This is a genomic window from Clostridium saccharoperbutylacetonicum N1-4(HMT) (assembly GCF_000340885.1).
GTDB classification, from domain to species: domain Bacteria; phylum Bacillota; class Clostridia; order Clostridiales; family Clostridiaceae; genus Clostridium; species Clostridium saccharoperbutylacetonicum.
Genome location: NC_020291.1, coordinates 1,910,179 through 1,931,613, shown reverse-complemented (window position 1 = coordinate 1,931,613; position 21,435 = coordinate 1,910,179). Strand labels below are relative to the sequence as shown.

Genomic DNA, 21,435 nt, shown 5'->3' with positions numbered 1-21,435 from the left:
CAGCCTATCTAATAACTCTAGATCTCTTCAATTTTACAATTATGTTCTTTTTCTTTTGAGTCATAGCATATTGCCACTGCTAATATCTTCTTATCTTCATTCTCTTTTCTAAATTTTTCTACATATTCTTTTTTTCTTATTTGATTTATTGCCATCTCTGGAACTTCATCCTTCTTAAGTTCAACTATAAAAGAAATATCATTTTTTCGCCTAGGATGAAAAGTAAAATCTGCATACCCTTTTCCAGATTTCTCTTCCCTTTCTATTCTATAAGTATCTCTAGCAGAAAGATACGCTAAAGTTAACACACAGGAAAGACTATTCTCATCATTATACTGAAGTATTGGTATTTCCGAGTTATGAATATCATGTAGTATTTCTTCAACAGTTTTTGTATCTCCATTAACTGTTGCTTTTAGCATTCTTTTTGAGCTCTCTAATACCTTTGAAACATAACCGAATGATTTATCCTTCAATGCCTTTTCAAATTCCTTCATAAGCTCCTTGTTAGGTATTTTTAAATACCCATCATGATATGATAAAAATCCAAGTACTATCATAGCAGCGTATATTTCTTCTTTAGTTCTTGGTGCTCCTTGACCAGCTCTAAATTCTTCGTCTATTATAATATCAATTTCTTCACCCGATACCATTTCTATAATATCATCTCTAATTTCTAGTGTATTGTATTTAAGATACTCTGCTACCTCATCCATAGCACCGGTATTAGTCCAATAACTTTCACAATGGTTATTTTGAAGGGATTTAACTACTGAACGTGGATTATATATTTTAATACCTTTTGCTGTTAAATATCCATTATACCAACTTTCAAGTTCTTTAAATTTCATTTCTCCATTTTTATCACATAACCTCATAACTTCATTTTCTGTAAATCCAAAATATTCTCCAAATATTCTATCCTTTAAAAAAGTAAACTCATCAAACATATTAAGAGCTGAACCACTTGAATATTTCTTTATAGGAAGAACTCCTGTCATATAGGTTAAAGCTACATAAGGCTGATCCTTTAAAAGATTTCTTAAAAATTCTAAATAATCATTCTGATTTTCTATAAAAAGATTATTATTAAAAATATAATCCCACTCATCAAATATAAATATAAATTTATCTTTTGTGGAAAATAACATATCACTTATAGTAAAATGGCTTTTAAATTCCAAATTGGTATACATACTCTTTATATCATCAATTAATGCACTTTGTATTAAATCTATATACCCTTCGTAACTTTTATTCTTATCTGGTATCCTATTGAAACTTATACTTATAACATTATATTTATTTAAATGTTCTTCATAATCATCAGACTTGCTTATATTAAGTTTATTAAAAATCTTTTTTGAATCCATAACCTTAGAATAATAAGCACCTAACATATCAACAACACTTGATTTTCCAAAACGTCTTGGCCTTGTTACACATATATATTTATTTTTCGTAGATATTTTTTGGTTAAGCAATGTTATTATAGATGATTTATCTACAAAATACTCTTCATTCACAAGTTCTCTATAATTTTCAAAAGATTTATTAGTATTTAAATATATGGTCATGAAATCACCCCTATCTCTTTATAATTATTCTAATCTATTATTTAACTTATGCTCATTATAATTTTTAACTTATTTACAATAATTATAACATTAAAGCAGATTGTTTTTAATAAAAAAGTTAAGGCACACTCAAAAAATTTATTCTATGTTTACAAATGTAATATTAAAATGCCCATCTTATTTTACTCTATTCATAGTGACTTCTCCTACATCATGTCATATATTTCTTATCTCATTCTTAATTACAGTTTCTATTTTTTGCACAATGCTAAAACTTCTACAAAAAAATTTCGTGAATTAAAATACAAAAAAAGCTATATCAATATTGGTTTAAAAAACTCAATCTGATATAGCTATATAATTTTTTAAAAGGCTTTTAACTACTTGCAACTAATTTAATAGTATTATATCTGCAATAAATATACCCTAGTTTCATATGGTCTAAGTACTATATTTGTTAAATCATGATTAAATACATCGTAATTACTTATTATTAGCTTTTGAGAATTTGTATTTATATCACTTGGAGTTTGAAATAAGGTTTCTTTTTCTGTAAAATTACATATAACCAATAACTTTTCATTGTCTAAAGTTCTTGTGTATGCATATATCTTTTCACTTTCTTCAAGAATTAAATCATATCTTCCATACACTACAATAGGATATTCTTTTCGTATACTTATTAATTTTTTGTAATAATTAAATATAGAATCTTTGTCGTCTATTTGTGCTTTAGCATTGATATTTATATAATTTGGATTCACTTTTATCCAAGGTTCTCCTAAAGTGAATCCAGCATTTTCACTATCATCCCATTGCATAGGAGTACGTGCATTGTCACGACTTCTGTCATGTATGGCCTGCATCATTTCCTCCTTGTTTTTGCCTTTTTTTTCAACCAACTCTTCGTATGAATTTAAAGTTTCAATATCCCTATAATCTTCTATATTGTCAAAAGCTACATTAGTCATACCTATTTCTTCCCCCTGGAATATATATGGGGTTCCTTTCATCATGTGAAGGCAGGTTCCAAGCATTTTGGCAGATTCCAGCCAGTATTCCTTATCGTTTCCAAACCTTGATACTGCTCGAGGTTGATCATGATTGTCCCAATACAAACTATTCCATCCGTCATTCTCTAAGGCCTTTTGCCACTTAGTTAAAATCCCCTTAAGTTCAGTGAGCTTAAATCCAAGGTTACTCCATTTTCCTTCTGGGCCAAATCCTAAATCCATATGCTCAAAGTGAAAAACCATATTTAATTCTTCTTCATTTTCCCCTGCATACTTCAAAACATCCTCTGGACTAACTGCCGGAGTTTCACCTACGGTCATAATGTCATACTTTGAAAGTACTTCTTTATGCATCTCCTTAAGGAATTCATGTACTCTTGGTCCATTTATTGCATATGGAACTATATCACCATACGAGGCATTTTCTTCTTTAGGCCCATCTGGAAAAGTTTGTACCTTTGAAATCATATTTATTACATCCATTCTAAAGCCATCAATGCCTTTATCAAGCCACCATTTCATCATATCATAAACTGAATTTCTCACCTCATTATTTTCCCAATTCAAATCAGGTTGTTTTTTTGAAAATAAATGAAGATAATACATTTCCGTTTCTTCATCATATTCCCACGTAGAGCCACTAAAAAATGATCCCCAGTTATTAGGTGGTTGACCATCCTTCCCATTTTTCCAGACATAATAGTCTCTAAATTTATTATCAACAGATTTTTTACTCTCAATAAACCACCGATGTTCATCTGAAGTATGATTTACTACAAGATCCATTATTATTTTGATATTTCTTTTATGAGCTTCATCTAGCAGCACATCAAAATCTTCAAGACTCCCAAATTCATCCATTATATCTCTGTAATCACTTATATCATATCCATTATCATCATTTGGAGATTTATAAATTGGCGATAACCATATAACATCAATTCCCAACTCTTTTAAATAATCTAACTTTTCAATTATTCCTTTTAAATCTCCTATTCCGTCACCATTACTGTCTTTAAAACTTCTTGGATATATTTGATATACTACACTTTCTTTCCACCACTTTTTATTCATTTAATTTCCTCCTGCTTCGTATAATTAGCTTTAATAATATCTTTGACTGTTACTCTACACTCTTAAATATCTAATAGATAATAAGATATTTTTATTTATTAATGTAACTAATTTATTAATACTATGATTTATTAATTAAAGTATTTCTCCATTAGTTTCAATAACTTTCTTATACCAATCAAAGGATTTTTTCTTACTTCTTTCTAATTTTCCATTACCTTCATTATCTTTATCAACATAAATAAATCCATAACGCTTTTTCATTTCGCCAGTTCCAAAGGAAACTAAATCAATACATCCCCATGGTGTATATCCCATTAAATCAACACCATCAATTTCAACAGCTTTTTTCATTTCTTTAATATGCTGAGTTAGATAATCAATTCTGTAATCATCATTGCAGGAACCATCCTCTTCTTTTATATCAATTGCTCCAAAACCATTTTCAACAATAAATAATGGTTTTTCATAACGCTGATATAAAGAATTTAACGTATAGCGTAATCCAACAGGATCTATTTGCCATCCCCAATCACTTTCTTTTACGTATGGATTTTTAACTGCTTTTGAATATACTGATCCGTCATCTTTAGTTTCTTCATTTCCCGATTTTACTGCTACTGACATGTAGTAACTAAATCCAATGTAATCAACACAGCCTTCTCTTAAAATATCAGCATCTCCTGCCTCCATCTTAATGTTGTAGCCTTTTCTTTCCCAATTTTTAAGGGCATAACTTGGATAATATCCCCTACTATGAACATCTCCAAAAAGATATCTATCATTCATTGATTCTATAGAAAGCATAATATCCTCTGGATTACAAGAATAAGGATAAACCGGCACCAATGCAAGCATACATCCAATTTTAAAATTTGGATTTATTTCATGACCTTTTTTAACAACTAATGCACTAGCTACCAATTCATGGTGTACAGCTTGATATATTACGTCTGCTCTATTTTCGTCTTCTTTAAATACAATTCCTGAACAAGTAAATGCAAATAAATCGACTTCTGTTTCTGTTTGATTATTTATTTCATTAAAGGTCATCCAATACTTAACTTTATCCTTATAACGTTCCATTACTGTGGTAGCATATCTAACAAAAAAATCTATAACTTCTCGACTTCTCCACCCACCATAGTTCTTAACTATTCCATATGGTATTTCAAAATGTGATAATGTAATTACAGGCTCAATTCCATATTTAAGAATTTCATCAAACATATCATCATAAAATTTAAGACCATCTTCATTTGGTTCAAGTTCATCCCCATTTGGGAAAATTCTAGACCATGCAATTGAAGTTCTGAAACACTTAAAGCCCATTTCTGCAAATAATTTAATATCCTCTTTATATCTATGGTAAAAATCAATAGCCTCATGATTTGGATAATTCAAACCTTCAATTACTCCATCTGTAATTTCTCTTGGCACTCCATGTGCTCCAGATGTCATTACATCAGCAGTACTTACTCCTTTTCCTCCTTCATTCCATCCACCTTCTATTTGATGAGCTGCAACTGCTCCTCCCCATAGGAAATTCTTATCAAATGCCATATTAAAATTCCTCCTCTATATCTATGCTGTTATCCTATCTGTAACTTACTTACAATCATTGCTGCATCTAATATATCTGCATAATTACTATAATTACATTTTTTTATTTAACCTATTAAAAATCCTATACCTAAAAAATATTTTTCATACAAATTTTTCTCGTTTATTTTATACAAAATATTTAACCAACTTGTCCTCTTCATCAATATAATCTATTACACAATTACTAGTTTTCAAATCTATAAATAATTCGCAATATCTGCTATCTTTTTTCGAAGCCCATCTTCTCCTATAGCAGAAGCAACAATGGATTTGGCTTCTAGTTTCTTTACATTCATAGCAATATTTGAAGGTGATCCACCGAACAGTTTATTATAAGTGTTGTTGCTAAAGCTACCATCATCATAATCACATGATATCATATCTATAAGAAGTTCCCCTACTGTTAGAACATTCTCTACTTTGAAAATCTATTTTATCATCTAATTTAAACATCACAATCCTCCAAATATATTTGTATTAGCAGTTAAACTATAATGCACTTACAAAATTCCCTACACTTTCTATACTTAAAACTTTATCTTTAGGAAATGCTCTATCAACTGTTTTAGTTTTCAATTTAACCTTTATATTTACTGGCTGCGGTCCACCATTCTTTTTTAAATCCTCTAAAAAACTAATGTATTTTTCTTCTTCAGAACCAGAATATTTACAATCATTATAATTCATGAAATCACTTGAACTATTATAAGCAATTGAAAAATCTTGTTCACTTCCTGATACTACTAATTTAAAAAGTTTCATAAATAATCCTCCTAGTTTCATTGCTATCACTATGTTTTATAAACTATATTGGTGAAAAATTTGCCTTATTAAGTACTAATCCAACCGCCAATTGAAGGTTGGATTAGTATTAGTTATCTTATTTTAAAGTAATAATCATGTTTTCTATTATTGATCAGCTTCTTGTTCAGCTTTAAGATTGATACTCTCTTGTTTCTTAAAGAACGGGAAGTATATAGCTGTTGCCATAGCCATTATTAATATTTGCCATAATGCCCCCTTCCAACCTTGAAGGATAAAACCTGAAATTATTGGAGGAGTTGTCCACGGTAATGATACACCACTAAATGGATGTAAGAAACCAACTTTAATAGCCAAATAAGTTGATATTGCTGTTATTGTTGGAACAGCTACGAATGGTAAGAACATAAATGGATTCATAACTATCGGGAACCCAAATAATACTGGTTCATTAATGTTAAATAAAGCTGGCACAATTGCAAGTTTACCTAATGTCTTTGATTGTGCTGATTTTCCTGCTAGTAACATTGATAAAACAAGGCCTATTGTTATACCACAACCTGTAAATGTTAAAAAATTATCTGTAAACTGACTTGTAACAATATGAGCTCCATTTGCTATAGTTAATTCTTTTCCACTTGCAACTATAGCTGCATTATCTAATGCATTTGACCCTAATAGACTTCCTACTATACCGCCTACTATTGTTGAACCATGAACTCCAAACCACCATAAGAATGGCATTGCAAATCCTATTACTATTATTCCACCCATTGAATCTGACATACCTTGTAATGGTGTTTGAATTACTTTATATATCCATTCAACTAATGTTGTTTGTAATCCCCAATTGAATATTGCATAAACTACTGTTGCTCCAAGTATTATAGCTACTGATGGTATTAATGCTGCAAATGCGCTAGAAACACCTTGCGGTACACCTTCTGGCATTTTTATTATAATATTCTTTTTCATAAACCATGAGTAAACTGCACCAACTATTAATCCTATAACAATTGCAGCTATCATTCCTTTTCCGCCAGTCCATGCCATTGGGATAACGTCACCTATTGTTTCTCCGCCTTTTGTTGTTATAGAAGTCCTAATTGTTAATACAAATACTACACATGCTATTATGCCTGCTGGAAGAGGTTCATATCCTTCATTTTTAGTATAAGTATATGCCATTCCCATTGTTCCCATAAGTGCTATTATGTTGAAGGTTGCTCCAAAGGCTTTCCATAATGGATCTGTCCATCCTGCACCTAATGTAATAGATAACCAATCATTTAATGGCTGATATGGAATACAAGCTAATAATAAGAATATTGATCCTGCCATTGTTAAAGGTAATGTACACATTAGACCGTCCTTTAATGCGATAACACCCTTTAAGTTAACAAATTTCAAAATCATTGGTATCACTTTTTCATTTATATTATCCTGAAATGATGACATAATAATTCCTCCCTAAAAATATAATTTCTTTATAATAATTAAAATTTCATAAACGTTTTCAAGTAATTCATAAAAATAAGTCTTATTTGAATTGAATTCAAATCAAAATCTAATTGATTTTACATATTTTACTACGCTTGTCTTTCTTTTCTCATCTCAATTATTTCTCTAATTAAATTATTTTCTGACACACATGTCATTAAGTAATCTTGTGAATGAACAAACAGTATGTATATAATTCACAATAATATCCATAACTATTAACTCTTCATCCATTTTGCTTTCCTCCTTAGAATCTCATTTAATGTAATCGTTAGCTAACTAAACTCATTATAGCAATTATATATTTTAGTTAAATACTTTTTGCGCACTTCGAGCCTTTGTCTCATAATTAGTTTTAAAAATATATAATTTCATGAGACAACGTTTCATGAAATTATCTTTAAAAAATATTATTATAGAAATGATACTTCTATAACAAAACAAAAAATCTGGCAATATGATTGTATACAAATCTCTTGCCAGATTGTTATGTTAATAAAATAGTTCTACATATCAGGTAGTAATGCCCATAATTTACTCTTTCCTATTTTTTCGTAGCTTCTATTTAATTGCAGATTAGTTTCAAATTGCTTTGTAAATGTAAGACAAAACAATACATCTAAAATATATTTTACAGAAGTTGAAAAAGCACTTATCTGCAAACCTTCTACATATTCTGTCGTAACAGCATGTAAAAATTCATCCCCTAACTGTCCCAAAGTAGTTTTCCTATCAGCAGTAATAACAATTGTCTTCACTTTATTTTTTTTTAGGGATTTAGCAACTTCAATTAATCTAGAATTTTCCCCAGTATTGCTTATAATAATAGCTAAATGTTTTTCTAATTTTCTGAGTGCTAATAGCTGTTGTACATTTGTAGCAATATATGTATTGGCAATTTTTCCACAATGAAACAACTGATTGCATCCATACTGTGCAATATTTACATTCATATCATATACATAAAAATCAATGTACTCTGTCTGCTCCAATATATTTCCTATTCGCACCAATTGCTCTAAAGAAAATTCCTGTTTTGTTTCTTCTATTACTTTTCTTTGAAGTTCACTTACCTTATTTATAATAGAAACAATATTATCTCTCTCTGAGAGCTCACTTTGTTCTTCTAAATCATTTAAATTTATTGATTTTATTTCACTTGCAAATTTAAGTTTAAAATCATTATATCCGTCGCATCCTATCTTTCTACAAAATCTGGTAATAGCTGCTTTACTAGTAAATGTCGCCATTCCCAAATCCCTTGTAGACATACCTGCAATCTTTTCTGGATTCTTTAAAATAAAAGAGCAAATGCTTAATTCACCTTCAGTAAACCCCTCCGACTTCTGAAGCTCCTTTAATACTCCCATGGTACCTCCTTATTGAAATAGTTTAGTAAAAGCTTTCATTTATTTAAAATCAATATCCTATTTCATTATTTGCTAACTCTAAAATTATCATTAAATTTTATTTTTTATTATATCATCATATTTTATGCATATCACCTTTTAATTCTAAAAGTTCAGTGCTGATTTGTAAAAAACCATACTCTCTTTATTTAGATTTTCTTGCAAAAAATAACCAACGAAATTTGAACTGTACCATGTCTACTTTAAAGGGAGTATATCACTATTTATGCGAACTGTCTTTTTAATATATATTTTACAATTATCAATGTTCAATTCTCAATTAATGTTGGTATCTTAAATATTCTTTGAATTGAGATTTGCAATCTTATTTAGAACTCATATGCCTTATTTTTTAGGTATTACATTCAATTCTGTATTAATAACAGTTAATAGTTCTTTTGGTATGTTAAATCTTGATCTCTTGGACATACTATCAATAGTCATTAATCCCATCATTACTTTAAACTGCTGGCTTTCAGCTAAATCTCCAAAATACTTCTTAAATACAACTTTTGCCTCTTCGTCTTTATAGAGTTCTTCAATGGTATCAAAGGTTGAATAATATCCCTCTTTAATTGCCACTTCTTGAACATTTGATAAATCAAACTTTTGGAACCAGTTAGTAACATGGGTTTGTTCTTCTGGTTTTTTAAGTACATAGCTTTCATCAGCTTCCTTAACATGCTTTAAAAGCATTTCATCAATATAAACATTTCCTGCTTCATCAAAAGCTTCTGCCTTAATTTTATTTTCCCCTAAAGCAAGTTTAACTGCCTCAAATTTTTTCATTGGTTCACTGCTATTAATTTCACCTACAAATTCATCATTAACATAAAGTTTAATATACTTAATATTTGAAAGCACTACTATGTCATTCATTTCTTCATGTCTGTTTACAAATCTTTCGCCAGCTAACTTAACAAAGTTTTCCTTTGACCAATAAGCCTTGCATAAATAGAAGGAATCTTTTTTAAGCTTTCTATCTATAGTCACTAAGCCCTTTTGATTTCTTCCCTTTTCTCCGCCTTCATTTCTTATTTCGCTGCCAAAATCAAACATAGCCCATACATAACCACCTAAAACAAAGGGTCTTTCATTAAAAGTTTTAAGGGCATTATTTTGGAACAATAGCTGATATTCTTCAGTATAATCTTTTACTGTTGGATTATAGGAATGAAGCTTTGGATTAGTATCAACTCCATATTCAGTAACCATTACTGGTACATTTGGTCTTGCTTTATGAAAATCATCTAATCTTGTTCCTAAATCCTGCATTTCCTTGTAGTACCAGCCATAATATAGGTTATAACCTACAAAATCAGTCAACTCATTTAATGCACTTTCATTAGCTACAGAATGAATATTGGCCTGTGCAATAAATCTGCTTGAGTCTAACTCTTTAGCCATAACTGCAAGCTCTTTTACCATTTCATATATTTGTTCATTTTCTATTGCTATGGTAATTTCATTTTGAACTCCCCAGCAATAAATTGAGCTATGATTATAGGCTTGCTTTATTAGTCTTTCTAATTGTTCTTTTGCATTGGTATTTTCTTTATCTGAAGTAGTTGGAATACTGATAAATGGAATTTCAGCCCAAACTAGTATCCCTTCACGGTCACAAAGGCTATAAAAATAATCATTATGTTGATAATGTGAAAGTCTTATTGTATTAGCTCCTATTTCTTTAATAATAGACATATCTAAATCCATATGTTCTTTTGTTAAGGCATTGCCTATACCTGCAAAATCCTGATGACGGCTTACACCATTAAACTTAATAGCTTTACCATTTAAGAAAACACCTTTATCTGGAGTAATTTCAACTGTTCTAAAGCCAATATCTATGCTTCGTTTATCACAGATTGCTCCTTCAGAGTATAATTCAGCTTCAAATTTATAAAGGTAAGGATTTTCTATCCCTTGCCATAACTCAGGATTATTTATTTCTTCTACTAATTCAAATCCTGCTTCCTTTAAAACTTCAACCTCAATTGTTTTATTAAATACTATGTTATCTTCTTTATTTAATAATTTAAATTCAACCTTAGAAGCTTTAGCTTCAGTTAATTCATTTATAATTCTTCCATTTATCTTTAATTCAAACTTATCTTCGCCAATACCCTTTTGAGTTAAATATATGCCGTCTCTACTATTGTCCAATAAGTCAAAGTGAAGAGCTTCTGCTACTATTAGTTTTACTTCTCTATATATACCACCATAAAATGAAAAATCAGCCATAAGAGGATAAACATCATCATGGCGACTATTATCCACAATAATTGAAATAAGGTTTTCTCCACATTTCAAAAAAGAAGTAATCTGAGCCCTAAACATAGAAAATCCACATTTACTTTCTCCTGCTAATTTTCCATTAACATATACTTTAGCTACAAGACTTGCAGCCCCTATTTCTAAAAATATAAACTTCTTTAATTCTTCCTCTGTTATATTTAATTTTCTTTGATAACAGACTTCTCCTTTGAACATACCCTCTCCACTTTGTCCATCCACATCATTAAAACAATGTGGTAAGTTCACATTTTCACCTTTATCTATTTCTTTTTCTATATAAACTTCACTATTTTCTTTTGTAAATAACCATTTATCATTTAAAGCTATTGTTTTCAAAATCTTCTCCTCCTTATTAATAATATTCGAATTGCAAATTCAACCACCACTAAAAAAGTGGTGGTCAAAATTTAAATTTATTTATACATATAGATATCTCAATTAATAATCAAACTTATAAATGGAATATAAATACATGATTGAGAAATTATAATCGTAACACTACACTAGAAATCAGATACATTTTTCTGGAAGCAGGCATGTGAAATTGAGCTGTTGAAGGTTGTTAAGCAGAGAACCCAAATCTGTGATTTGGTGTGAATCGCTTACTCAGCGAACGAACGTGAGTCGAGTTTCCCCTACGGCTTGTTTCATTTCAGCTTGTCCGATTTATCAATCGGAACACGCTGAAATGACTACAAGCCGCCATTTAGAACCTTCCAGCGAAAATTTCACTAGTCCTGTGGAAGATAAATGTATTGGATTTCGGTAATTTACCACATAAGTTTAATTCTCGCGCTGGATATCTATATTTTATTTTAAGCTTATATTATTGATTTTCTGTATTTTGTTCTAATTCATAAGCTTCTTTATCAGCTTTTCTAAAGAATGGATACCACACTAAAGTTGACAAACCTACAAGTACAACTTGTAATGCAGCTATCTTCCAGCTTCCTTCTACAAAACCAGTAATTACTATTGGTATTCCACTCATACCAGATATTCCTGCAACTCTTGGAATTATTCCTACTACTGTTAAGAAATATGCAATAGTTAAGTTAATTGCATTCATAAATACGAATGGAACAACAAACTTAAAGTTAAATACTAAAGGTGTACCAAAAACTAATGGTTCACTAATTCCAAATAGAGCTGGTATTGTTGTTAGCTTTCCTAAAGTTTTATATTGTTTACTCTTAGCTGCAAATAACATAAGTAGTGTAAATCCAATAGCACTTGCAGACATTGTATAGGTACTTACAAATGCACGGCCTGTTATGTTAGGAAGAGCTTCTCCTGCTGAGTATGCTGCTAATTGTGCAGCATCCATTGCTGTAAATATTGGAAGTACAACTGAATAAATAACCAATGTTCCATGAATACCAAAGAACCATAATACTTGTGCAAATGTCCATAAAATTATTATTGATACAATATTTCCACCAACCCCTTGTAGTGGAGTTTGAACAAAGTTATATATAAATTGGTGCATAGTTTTAAATGGGGTTGCAGCAAAAAGAGCTGCAACAATTATAAATATAATAATAGATGCAAAACCAGGTATCAAGCTGCTAAAACTACTTGATACAACAGGTGGTACAGTTGAAGGCATCTTAATAGTGATCCCTTTTTGCTTAATATAGATGTATACTCTAGTTGATACTATAGCAATAATCATAGCTGAAAATATACCAGGTGCCCCTAACCAGTACATAGAGAGTGTAGTACCTGCTTTCTCTGTAGTAAACGGCGTTACTATGAAAAAGCAAACCAAAGCTAATAGCGATGGAACTGTTCCATCTTCTTTATATTGTTTTGCATAACTGCTTGCTATAGTTACTGCAAAAACTACAGCTAAAAAGTTTGTTGAAAACATAATAGCTACATTTAAGGCATAGGCAATTCCTGTTGCTGCAATAAAACCTTTCCATGCTGGTATTGGTACATTTAAAAACAATGCAGCAAAGGCACCAAAAAGTGTAATAGGCATTGCAACCATCATTCCCCCTGAAATACCATTAGCTAATTTACTCTTTTGAATCTTATTTAATATTGGGGATATTTTCTTAGATATAGCTTTTGCATCAAAATTTGACATAATAATTCCTCCTCAATAATTTATCCAATTTAATTTTCATTAGTTTTGCAATTCACTAAAATATTAATCCTAATTTTCTAGATTAATCTAATAATGCAAGTGCATCCTTTAAAACTTTTTCTCCATTAAGAGTTCCGTAATCCATCATATCTATTACGGCTACTTTAATTCCCTTTGGTTCATATTGTTCCTTCATTTCATCTGCCATATATTCAATTTGAGGCCCTAAAAGTAAAACTTCTGTTGGTTCTTCATATTCCTCAAATTTTGATTCTGACATAGCAACAATCTTTGCTTCTATTCCTTGTTTCTTTGCACTTTCTTGCATCCTACCCATTAATATACTTGTTGACATACCTGCTGCACAAACTAAAGTTATATATCTCATTTTTATTCCTCCTAAAATTTAACTTTTTATTTTAATATAAAAATTCTAATTAAGATTGTACCTTCAATTCAAGAAATCCTGAAGGGACTTCGTCATCAATTGATCCTTGATGCCCTAAAAGGGTACCCTGTGGGGAATTGAATATTGACAATTGCAATATAAATATAATAACTACTTTCTAAACTCTTCATACATAGAAACCATTTCTTTTGCTAAATCTCTTACTGTCATAGCATTCATTAAATGATCTTGAGCATGCACCATAAGTAAACTTATTTCTACTTTTTCTCCAGCTGCTTCTTTTTGAATTAAGCTAGTTTGAAAATTATGAGCGTTATTTAAGGCTTCATTAGCTTCCTTTATTTTTTCCTTTGCAAACTCAAAATCACCTTTTTTTGCTGCTTTAATAGCTTCCATAGATTTACTTCTTGCATGTCCGCCATTAACTACTAATTCCATAACTACTTGATCCATTGATAATGTATCCATTTCTTCACCTTCTATTTTAATTATTTGATTTGCATCTCAATAATATATATAGCAATCTTCATGCCAACTTAAAGGATTAATAAAATTTTTTTATTAATTTCTTCAAGCCCTGTATTTCAGCCTTTTTAGCTTAATATAAAAAAGGTTTCCAAAAAGTATTTATGTGCTTTACTTTTTGAAAACCTTTTGAAGCACATTATCAATGTGCTTTATTTTTTCTACTTTTCATTGTAAATAAATTCATGAGATAGCATATTTCATCATCTGTAATATAAATTGTGTACTTAGTATTTAATCTTGAACATTCAGTTTTTATTATTCTATATAATTCTGAATTTTCTTTTATGCATGAATCCATGTTGTTATATGCGTCTACACCTTGATCACCACATAATCTATCTATCATTACTGCCATATGAAGTGTTATTCCTATAACTGCATTTGAGGTTAATTTTATATTTAGCAGCTTAGTAACTGTTGTAGTGAACCTTTTTATATCACTAAGAACTGCTTTACCTTCAATGTTCTTTAATTGATGTTCTAAGGTTTCTTCCATCCTTGCATAAACTTTTTCTCTATTTATTAAATCCTGTATATTTTCTATGCAATTGCCCTCAATGATATCTTCCAAATTATATTGTATATAATCACTTTCAAGTTCAAAAGGGCTAACTAAACAAATTATTTCATATTTATTTGATAATTTATCTAATCTACTATATATGCTTTCTTTTCCTATAAAATTAACAGGAACTATTTCTAGAAAATCATTTTCAAACTTTAGATTTCTTTCTAGTAATGCCTTCATAGCTTTAGCGCTGCCTTCGCCAGTAGTACATACTGTTATGATTGCTAACTTTCTTTCTTCAGGCGCTTCTGGAATATAATCTAATACATTGTTGTCATATAGATTATTCACCTCCAAGGTATCCCTATATATTTCATCTAAAGTATATCCAATCATAGCTTTTCTAGTAGCTTCAATGCAATGTAAAGTACTTACCAAAGGAATTGTCCTTGTTTTTATTTTAAATTCTACTTCTATTTCTTTACCAAAGGTAACCAAAGATCCCATATCAACTAAGAATAAAACATCTGAGGTAATTTTATTTTCCCTAATGTAATCCTTAGTTCTTTCTAATATAACTTGTGGTTTTTCCTCTATTGGGGCATTTATTCCTTTAGTATATTGTGTTCCTAAAAGTCCATTTACTGCATTAGCCATGCAAGTAGCTGTTCCTTCCCCATGGGCAATGATTATTACCTTTACATTATCTCGTTTATTTTTTATTTTTCCGCTATTGTAAATTAAAAACATAGTTAAAAATCCAGCTTCATCAATAGGAACTTCCCTGTCTATAGCTTCTTCTATTAGCTTTAAAGCTTCTAGGGCAATATTGAATTCTTTACTATATTCTTTTCTTATCTTATTTAACTTTGGATTTTCAATTTTTTTATTTCTTTTAATTCTATCTATAGAATTGCTTATATGAACTGCTAAGCCATAGTATATCTGCTTATCAAGCTCTCTTTTTAATTCTGTTTCACAATAGTTCACAACTTTTTTTATTACACTCATAATATATGGTTCAATGATGTTTTCAAAATTTGCAGTATCCGCCTTATTATGAAACTTAATCATGTAATTTTTAAAATACTCTTCTATGTCACTTTCCATTTCTTCTTCAAATTGTTTACCTTCAATTCCCTTTGCTTTAAGTTCCCTGGTTTTTGCCTCTAACATTTCATAAATATTTTGATTTTGTTCTTTTTCTTCAAAAATCATTTGCTTTTCATTTTTGTCAAAAACACAATATCTATTATTTATATCAATTAATTTGTTCCATAATTGTCTATGCTCAACTTCTTTATATAACCCTTCTCTTATATAAGGCTGCAATTCTAGACTACTAATCCTTATATCTTCTTTTCTATTAGAAAGAAATTCTGCATAAGCTTTAGCACAAGTAAGCTGTATATCAGATTTTAACTGTCCTATATTATTAGGGCAATCATAAGATAAAAAGGCTTTTAAGGAATTTACTGATACCTTAATACTCTTTCCTAAGCGGCCAGATTCTTCAATCATAAATTGCTTTATAAGATTAAATCTTTCTTCCATTCCCCTATTTCTTAAGGCTGGTATATTTATTACCATTGGAATTCTTCTTGTAAAGGTTTGAAGTAAATTCATGTTTGGATCTTCAGTTGTAGCAGTTATTATAAGTACCTTTGCACTTCTTTCACTATCAGTTTCTCCAAGTCTTCTATAAACTCCTCTATCCATAAAGGTAAAAAACATTTCCTGTCCCTCTGCTGGTAGTCTATGAACTTCATCTAAAAACAAAATCCCTCCATCGGCTTTTTCTAAAAGACCTTGCTTATCAGAATCAGCACCTGTATATGCACCCTTTTTCACTCCAAATAATTGTCCAAGTAATAACTGAGGATTATTAGCATAATCTGCACAGTTAAAGGTTATAAAGGGACTTTCTTTAGGCATTACCTTCATTTCAATTGCATACTTATATATAATACCTGCAAAAGTAGATTTACCAACACCAGTTTCTCCAAGAAGCAATAAATTCATACCATTAGGTGGATATAATATAGCTGCTTTAGCTTGTTCTATTGCAGTATATAAACTTGGGTTTGCCTCTGAAAATTTATTTATTACAGATACTTCTGATTCATCCTTTTCTTCATCAGTAGCAATAAATAAAGTTGGCTTTCCTTTTAACTTGATAGCCCTACCTTCACTTACTAACTTATTTAAATCAGTACTAACATTTCCTCTAATAAGCTTTAATTCTTCTGCAATTTCCATTGCAGAACAGCCATTAGGATTTGTACTCGTTTTCTCTTTAAGCTTCATAAGAATTAATTCGATTCTCTTCATAAATCAATTCCCTTTCTTAACTTCATCTTTATTATGAATATTAGAACATATTCTTTTCTAATGAAAATTTAGTTATTCAACCACTATTATATAATCTTATACTTCCAATTCCAATACTTTTAATTGGTATTTGAGTATATATATACAAAAAAAATAAGTAGCTGAACCACAAGGGACTTCAATTTCCAAAACAATTTGAGTATGTATATATAAAAATATAAGCTGTTCATATATATAAATTCTAATTAAAATTATACATTGCAATTAAAGAAATCCCAAAGGGAAAAGTGAATTAGTTCTTGGTTTCAGGAAAATTTTGTATTATGGAATAGCCATCTACTTTTCTACTCAATTGTAAACTGTTAACTGCTAACTGAAATAATTAAGATCCGTTGTTGCAGCATAGCTGCTCTTTTTATAGGTGTATAAGTTCCGTATTGTGGCATAGCCACTCTTTTTATAGGTGCGTATTGTGGCATAGCCACTCTTTTCAGATGTGCATAGCTCTTTAAGTTATTCTATTAAATTTGTGAGTTTTAAGTAATATTCCTTACAACTTTATTATTGTCTAAAATTAAAAATTCACTTGTTGGACAATTCTTTTTACAACATATATACAATTAAACTCGTCTATTTTCCTTCAAACACTTCAATAACTTTATCTTTACCAAATATCAAACTACACACTGCAAAGCCACCACCTGCTAATATAACTGAAAGTAAAATTCCATATAAGAAAAATCCTATTAAATGTACCGGTGTTATAGCTGGTGCATTAGCTGGAACAATCAAGAATGAGAAAAACGTTGATGCTAAGCCCATAAATAAAGCAGGTACATTGCCAACTATAGTTTTAGCTAAGAAATTTTCATGAACGGTTAAAATACAGAATATCACAATTATAGGTGCGGCTATATTAACCATTGTTTCTGGTAGAAGACCTCCTAGAAGTCCAGCTAAAACTCCATTAACAAGTGCCCATGCCACTCCACATATATACGAGACTATCATGGATGGTATAATCTTAAAGTTAGCACCAAATGCAAAAAATAGTAATAATGGCATAAACAACATCCATATGTAACTACCATAACCCAACATTCCAATAGGCTGCATCATCACAGTTAATATAATTGAACCATATAATGCTTGAACTAATCTTACTTTTCTATTAATTTTCATAATGATTCCTCCAATATAAAATCGATATAGTCATTAAATATTATATTTCTACGTCCATTTTTTATATAAGCTTAGAAAAATAGCAGCTAGGTTACTATATTTATCAACATTATGAAAAGTTAGTCCCTTTGCTGCTTAGACAGTTTAATTATTTATTACTCAATTGTTGGAAATTTCAATTCTTTAAATTTTTTAATTTTCTCATTGATTATCGCTCTATTTTCTGGCACATAGAAGATCCCATGAGTTTCACCAATTTCTACCAAATGATGTTGACGACCTTCATCTGTCATACGGTCGCGAATCAATCCATTTTCAGCTATTACAAACTTCCATTCTCCTTTTTCATCCTTCTCTAAGTCTCCACCTGCACCACATACTTGACATTCAATTGGCCAATATGTTCCATCCCATTGCACTTCCCCTTTTACAAGTGCATTTGAATGACAATTCGGACACCATCCAAAGCCTTCCTCTCCTAACCATTTTCTTTCAGCTACAGGTGTTTCAAGGGCTTTCATTATATTTTTCCCCATTTCTGATGCTCTTTCCATAAGTTCATCATTTAATAAACATTGTGCAGCAGTAGGCACTCTTTTTGCTAAAATCATATCAACAATTTTAAAGGAATGTGTAAACATAGTTGCTCCCATGCATTCTAAAGCCATAGACTGCCAAGAACGTGTTGATCCTCCAGCTGAAATAATTCCAGCTACTCTATCTCTTTTTTCTATTGCACCGATTGATTGTAAAAAGGAAGATTCATAAGCTAAATTTCTATGTGCAAATTTTAAATATGTAGCAGAAGGCATTAAGTCATATGTTGGAGCTGAAACTATTACTGCATCTTGTTCTAGTAAAGCGGTAGTTAGTTTATCTTTATCATCTTTGTCTTTTAGTGTACAAGGAACGCGTTTTCCCATTGCCATTCCTTGTGAACATGCAGTGCAGCCTGTACAATCTTCTATATGATAATCATGAAGATTTACCATTATTACTTCTGCGCCTGCTTTTTCACATTCAAGAAGTGCTTGTTTTAATAAAATTTCTGAATTTCCATCATGTCTTCCAGCCGTAATTCCCATAACTTTAAATTTACTCATATTATTTCACCTTACCTTTTAAATTTTTATAAATTATATATTTCAATTATTAATGTTCAATACCCCACTGGGTACCCTTTTAGGGCATCAATGAATGGCGATTTCCTTTGGAAATCTTTAAATTTTCAACAATTCTTTTTTATATCATATATAGTTTATTATCTAACCCTTTATTTATTGAATAGCTTGGCAAGTAATTTAAATCACCTGCCAAGTATAAACCCTTAACTAATTAAAAATCGCTTGTTTTAGATGCTGCATTTTCCCCTGCAATACGGCCACTATTTAAACAGAAGCCCATTGTGTTTCCTGATAATATAAATGGATAACTATCTCCAAAAATGTTACATGCATCTGTACCAACAGCATATAACCCTGAAATCACTTTATAATCTCCTGTCATAACTTCTGTTTTATGATTAATAAGTACTCCTCCTATTGAACCATAAGCTCCAACATTTTGACGGCAGATGTAGAAAGGACCTTTTTCAATTGGCTGCATATATTGTCTATCTTTTTCAAATATTTCATCAAAACCTTGAGCGCACATATCATTGTATTCTTCCACTTGAGTCACTAACCCTGCTACATCAACGCCTGCTTTTTCTGCTAGTTCTTCAATTGTATCTGCTTGAGCTATTGGTTCATATCCAGCTTCAAGATCTTTTTCCCACTGTTCATCAAAATGATCAAATAAATCATGTGGATGTACGTGAGATATAATATCTGGTCCTCTTTTCTTATATTTCTTAAGAAGTTTACTATCAAATATTGCATATGCTACCATTCCAGGCTGTGCAGTAATTGCATTTCCAGTAAAGGTTGTATTTGCAATTTGATCTTCTGGCATAAATCTTTGTCCTAATTTATTTACCCAAAGACATGGTTGACGGAACGCACCATCAAGTATGAAGTGGTTCATATTGTCTGGTAATTGATACATTAATTCCATTGAACATGGTGTATGTCCTGCACCTGCTTCCCAAGCCATTTTGATTCCATCACCCTTCATACCTGGGATGGCAAAATTGAAAATAGTTTTTCCAAATTCATAGCCTGTTTCTTCTTTAATCATTTGAGGATTATCTCCAAAGCCGCCTGTAGCTAAAATAACTGCTTTACCTCTTGCTTCAATTTCTTCTCCAGCCTTATTTTTAGCTATTACTCCAACAGCTTCACCATTTTCCATAATAATTTTATTAACAGGTGTTTCAAAAATAATTTCTACACCTAATTCTCTTGCTTTTTCTGTCATTCTCTTTGTCATTGTTGTAGCTGCGCGAGGACCTGGAACTCCGCCACCTTCTGGTTTCACAACATGCCATGTGAATTCTCCATCAGAATATGCTCTTGTATTTTCTGGTGCTCCAAAAGCTCTTGATACACCTAAAAATTCAACTCCCATATCTACAAGCCAATCAATAGTGTCTCCTGATTTAAAATAATAATCACGAACCATACGAGCATCTACACGATAATGAGTAAAATACATATGCTTTCTAAAAGCTTCTCCTGGAGTAAGTGCTACCATTTGATTTCTTTGAATTGATGAGCCTACACCAAGTGGTCCCATTCCCATATTTGCAGCTCCACCAGTTGTATTAGATTTTTCAAACATTATTACTCTCGCACCATTTTCTGCTGCTGATACTGCAGCAGCAAGTCCTGAAAGTCCTGCTGCAACCACAATTACATCTGTTTCCATACTTTTCATTAAAAATCCCTCCATGTATACTTTGATTATTTTTTAACATTTCAATTCAAAACATTTCAATATATTGTTTTGTGAACAATATACCTATAACATATACACCTTTTAAATATATCCGTTATAACCAAATTATATATTTAAACGTATACATAGTCTAATAACAAAAAAGCATACCTACTTATAACAAAAAGTTATACACATCTTTCTTATAACCTTTGAAACTAATATCTTCCTACACTCTGCTAACTAATGTCTCTTTTCAACAAATCCAAAATAGTTTATAATTAATTTGAATATATTATAGCCAAATAAATAAACGTTTTCATTTATTAT

At 30.5% G+C, this 21,435-nt stretch carries 16 protein-coding genes; all 16 read right to left on the bottom strand.

Annotated elements, in window-relative coordinates:
* Window positions 1–17: 17 nt before the first annotated feature.
* Window positions 18–1,577 carry an AAA family ATPase gene (locus tag CSPA_RS08555; protein ID WP_015391841.1) on the bottom strand — a complete coding sequence of 520 codons (1,560 nt, stop codon included), beginning with the start codon at window positions 1,575–1,577 and terminating at the stop codon, window positions 18–20.
* A 404-nt stretch (window positions 1,578–1,981) separates the two neighbouring features.
* Entirely contained in the window at window positions 1,982–3,664 is a 1,683-nt protein-coding gene (locus tag CSPA_RS08550) for a glycoside hydrolase family 13 protein (RefSeq protein ID WP_015391840.1), read from the bottom strand.
* A gap of 135 nt (window positions 3,665–3,799) precedes the next feature.
* The gene (locus CSPA_RS08545; protein WP_015391839.1) at window positions 3,800–5,227 is read right to left on the bottom strand and encodes a 6-phospho-beta-glucosidase; all 1,428 of its coding nucleotides are present in this window, start codon (window positions 5,225–5,227) and stop codon (window positions 3,800–3,802) included.
* 239 nt (window positions 5,228–5,466) lie between these two features.
* Window positions 5,467–5,697 carry a PfkB family carbohydrate kinase gene (locus tag CSPA_RS08540; RefSeq protein ID WP_278245690.1) on the bottom strand — a complete coding sequence of 77 codons (231 nt, stop codon included), beginning with the start codon at window positions 5,695–5,697 and terminating at the stop codon, window positions 5,467–5,469.
* A gap of 61 nt (window positions 5,698–5,758) precedes the next feature.
* Entirely contained in the window at window positions 5,759–6,031 is a 273-nt protein-coding gene (locus CSPA_RS08535) for a hypothetical protein (protein ID WP_015391837.1), read from the bottom strand.
* A gap of 147 nt (window positions 6,032–6,178) precedes the next feature.
* Complete coding sequence (locus CSPA_RS08530) at window positions 6,179–7,489, bottom strand: PTS sugar transporter subunit IIC (RefSeq protein WP_015391836.1); 1,311 nt, start codon at window positions 7,487–7,489, stop codon at window positions 6,179–6,181.
* 131 nt (window positions 7,490–7,620) lie between these two features.
* Entirely contained in the window at window positions 7,621–7,689 is a 69-nt protein-coding gene (locus CSPA_RS30485; RefSeq protein ID WP_081604004.1) for a hypothetical protein, read from the bottom strand.
* 348 nt (window positions 7,690–8,037) lie between these two features.
* Window positions 8,038–8,901, bottom strand: a complete 864-nt coding sequence (locus CSPA_RS08525; protein ID WP_015391834.1) for a MurR/RpiR family transcriptional regulator — start codon at window positions 8,899–8,901, stop codon at window positions 8,038–8,040.
* Window positions 8,902–9,285: 384 nt separating this feature from the next.
* Window positions 9,286–11,571 (bottom strand): beta-galactosidase, encoded by a 2,286-nt coding sequence (locus CSPA_RS08520; RefSeq protein WP_015391833.1) that lies wholly within the window; start codon window positions 11,569–11,571, stop codon window positions 9,286–9,288.
* 490 nt (window positions 11,572–12,061) lie between these two features.
* Window positions 12,062–13,330 carry a PTS sugar transporter subunit IIC gene (locus CSPA_RS08515; protein ID WP_015391832.1) on the bottom strand — a complete coding sequence of 423 codons (1,269 nt, stop codon included), beginning with the start codon at window positions 13,328–13,330 and terminating at the stop codon, window positions 12,062–12,064.
* 82 nt (window positions 13,331–13,412) lie between these two features.
* Window positions 13,413–13,718 (bottom strand): PTS sugar transporter subunit IIB, encoded by a 306-nt coding sequence (locus CSPA_RS08510; protein WP_015391831.1) that lies wholly within the window; start codon window positions 13,716–13,718, stop codon window positions 13,413–13,415.
* Between the two features lie 171 nt (window positions 13,719–13,889).
* Complete coding sequence (locus CSPA_RS08505; protein WP_015391830.1) at window positions 13,890–14,207, bottom strand: PTS sugar transporter subunit IIA; 318 nt, start codon at window positions 14,205–14,207, stop codon at window positions 13,890–13,892.
* 199 nt (window positions 14,208–14,406) lie between these two features.
* On the bottom strand, window positions 14,407–17,106 hold the full coding sequence (locus CSPA_RS08500) for a sigma-54-dependent transcriptional regulator (protein WP_015391829.1): 2,700 nt from the start codon (window positions 17,104–17,106) through the stop codon (window positions 14,407–14,409).
* A gap of 630 nt (window positions 17,107–17,736) precedes the next feature.
* A complete protein-coding gene (locus CSPA_RS08495; RefSeq protein ID WP_015391828.1) occupies window positions 17,737–18,288 on the bottom strand; it encodes a DUF1097 family protein in 552 nt (183 codons plus the stop codon).
* Between the two features lie 155 nt (window positions 18,289–18,443).
* Window positions 18,444–19,391, bottom strand: coding sequence for a flavodoxin family protein (locus tag CSPA_RS08490; protein WP_015391827.1), 948 nt, complete (start codon window positions 19,389–19,391; stop codon window positions 18,444–18,446).
* 232 nt (window positions 19,392–19,623) lie between these two features.
* On the bottom strand, window positions 19,624–21,132 hold the full coding sequence (locus tag CSPA_RS08485) for an FAD-dependent oxidoreductase (RefSeq protein ID WP_313885896.1): 1,509 nt from the start codon (window positions 21,130–21,132) through the stop codon (window positions 19,624–19,626).
* Window positions 21,133–21,435: the final 303 nt, after the last annotated feature.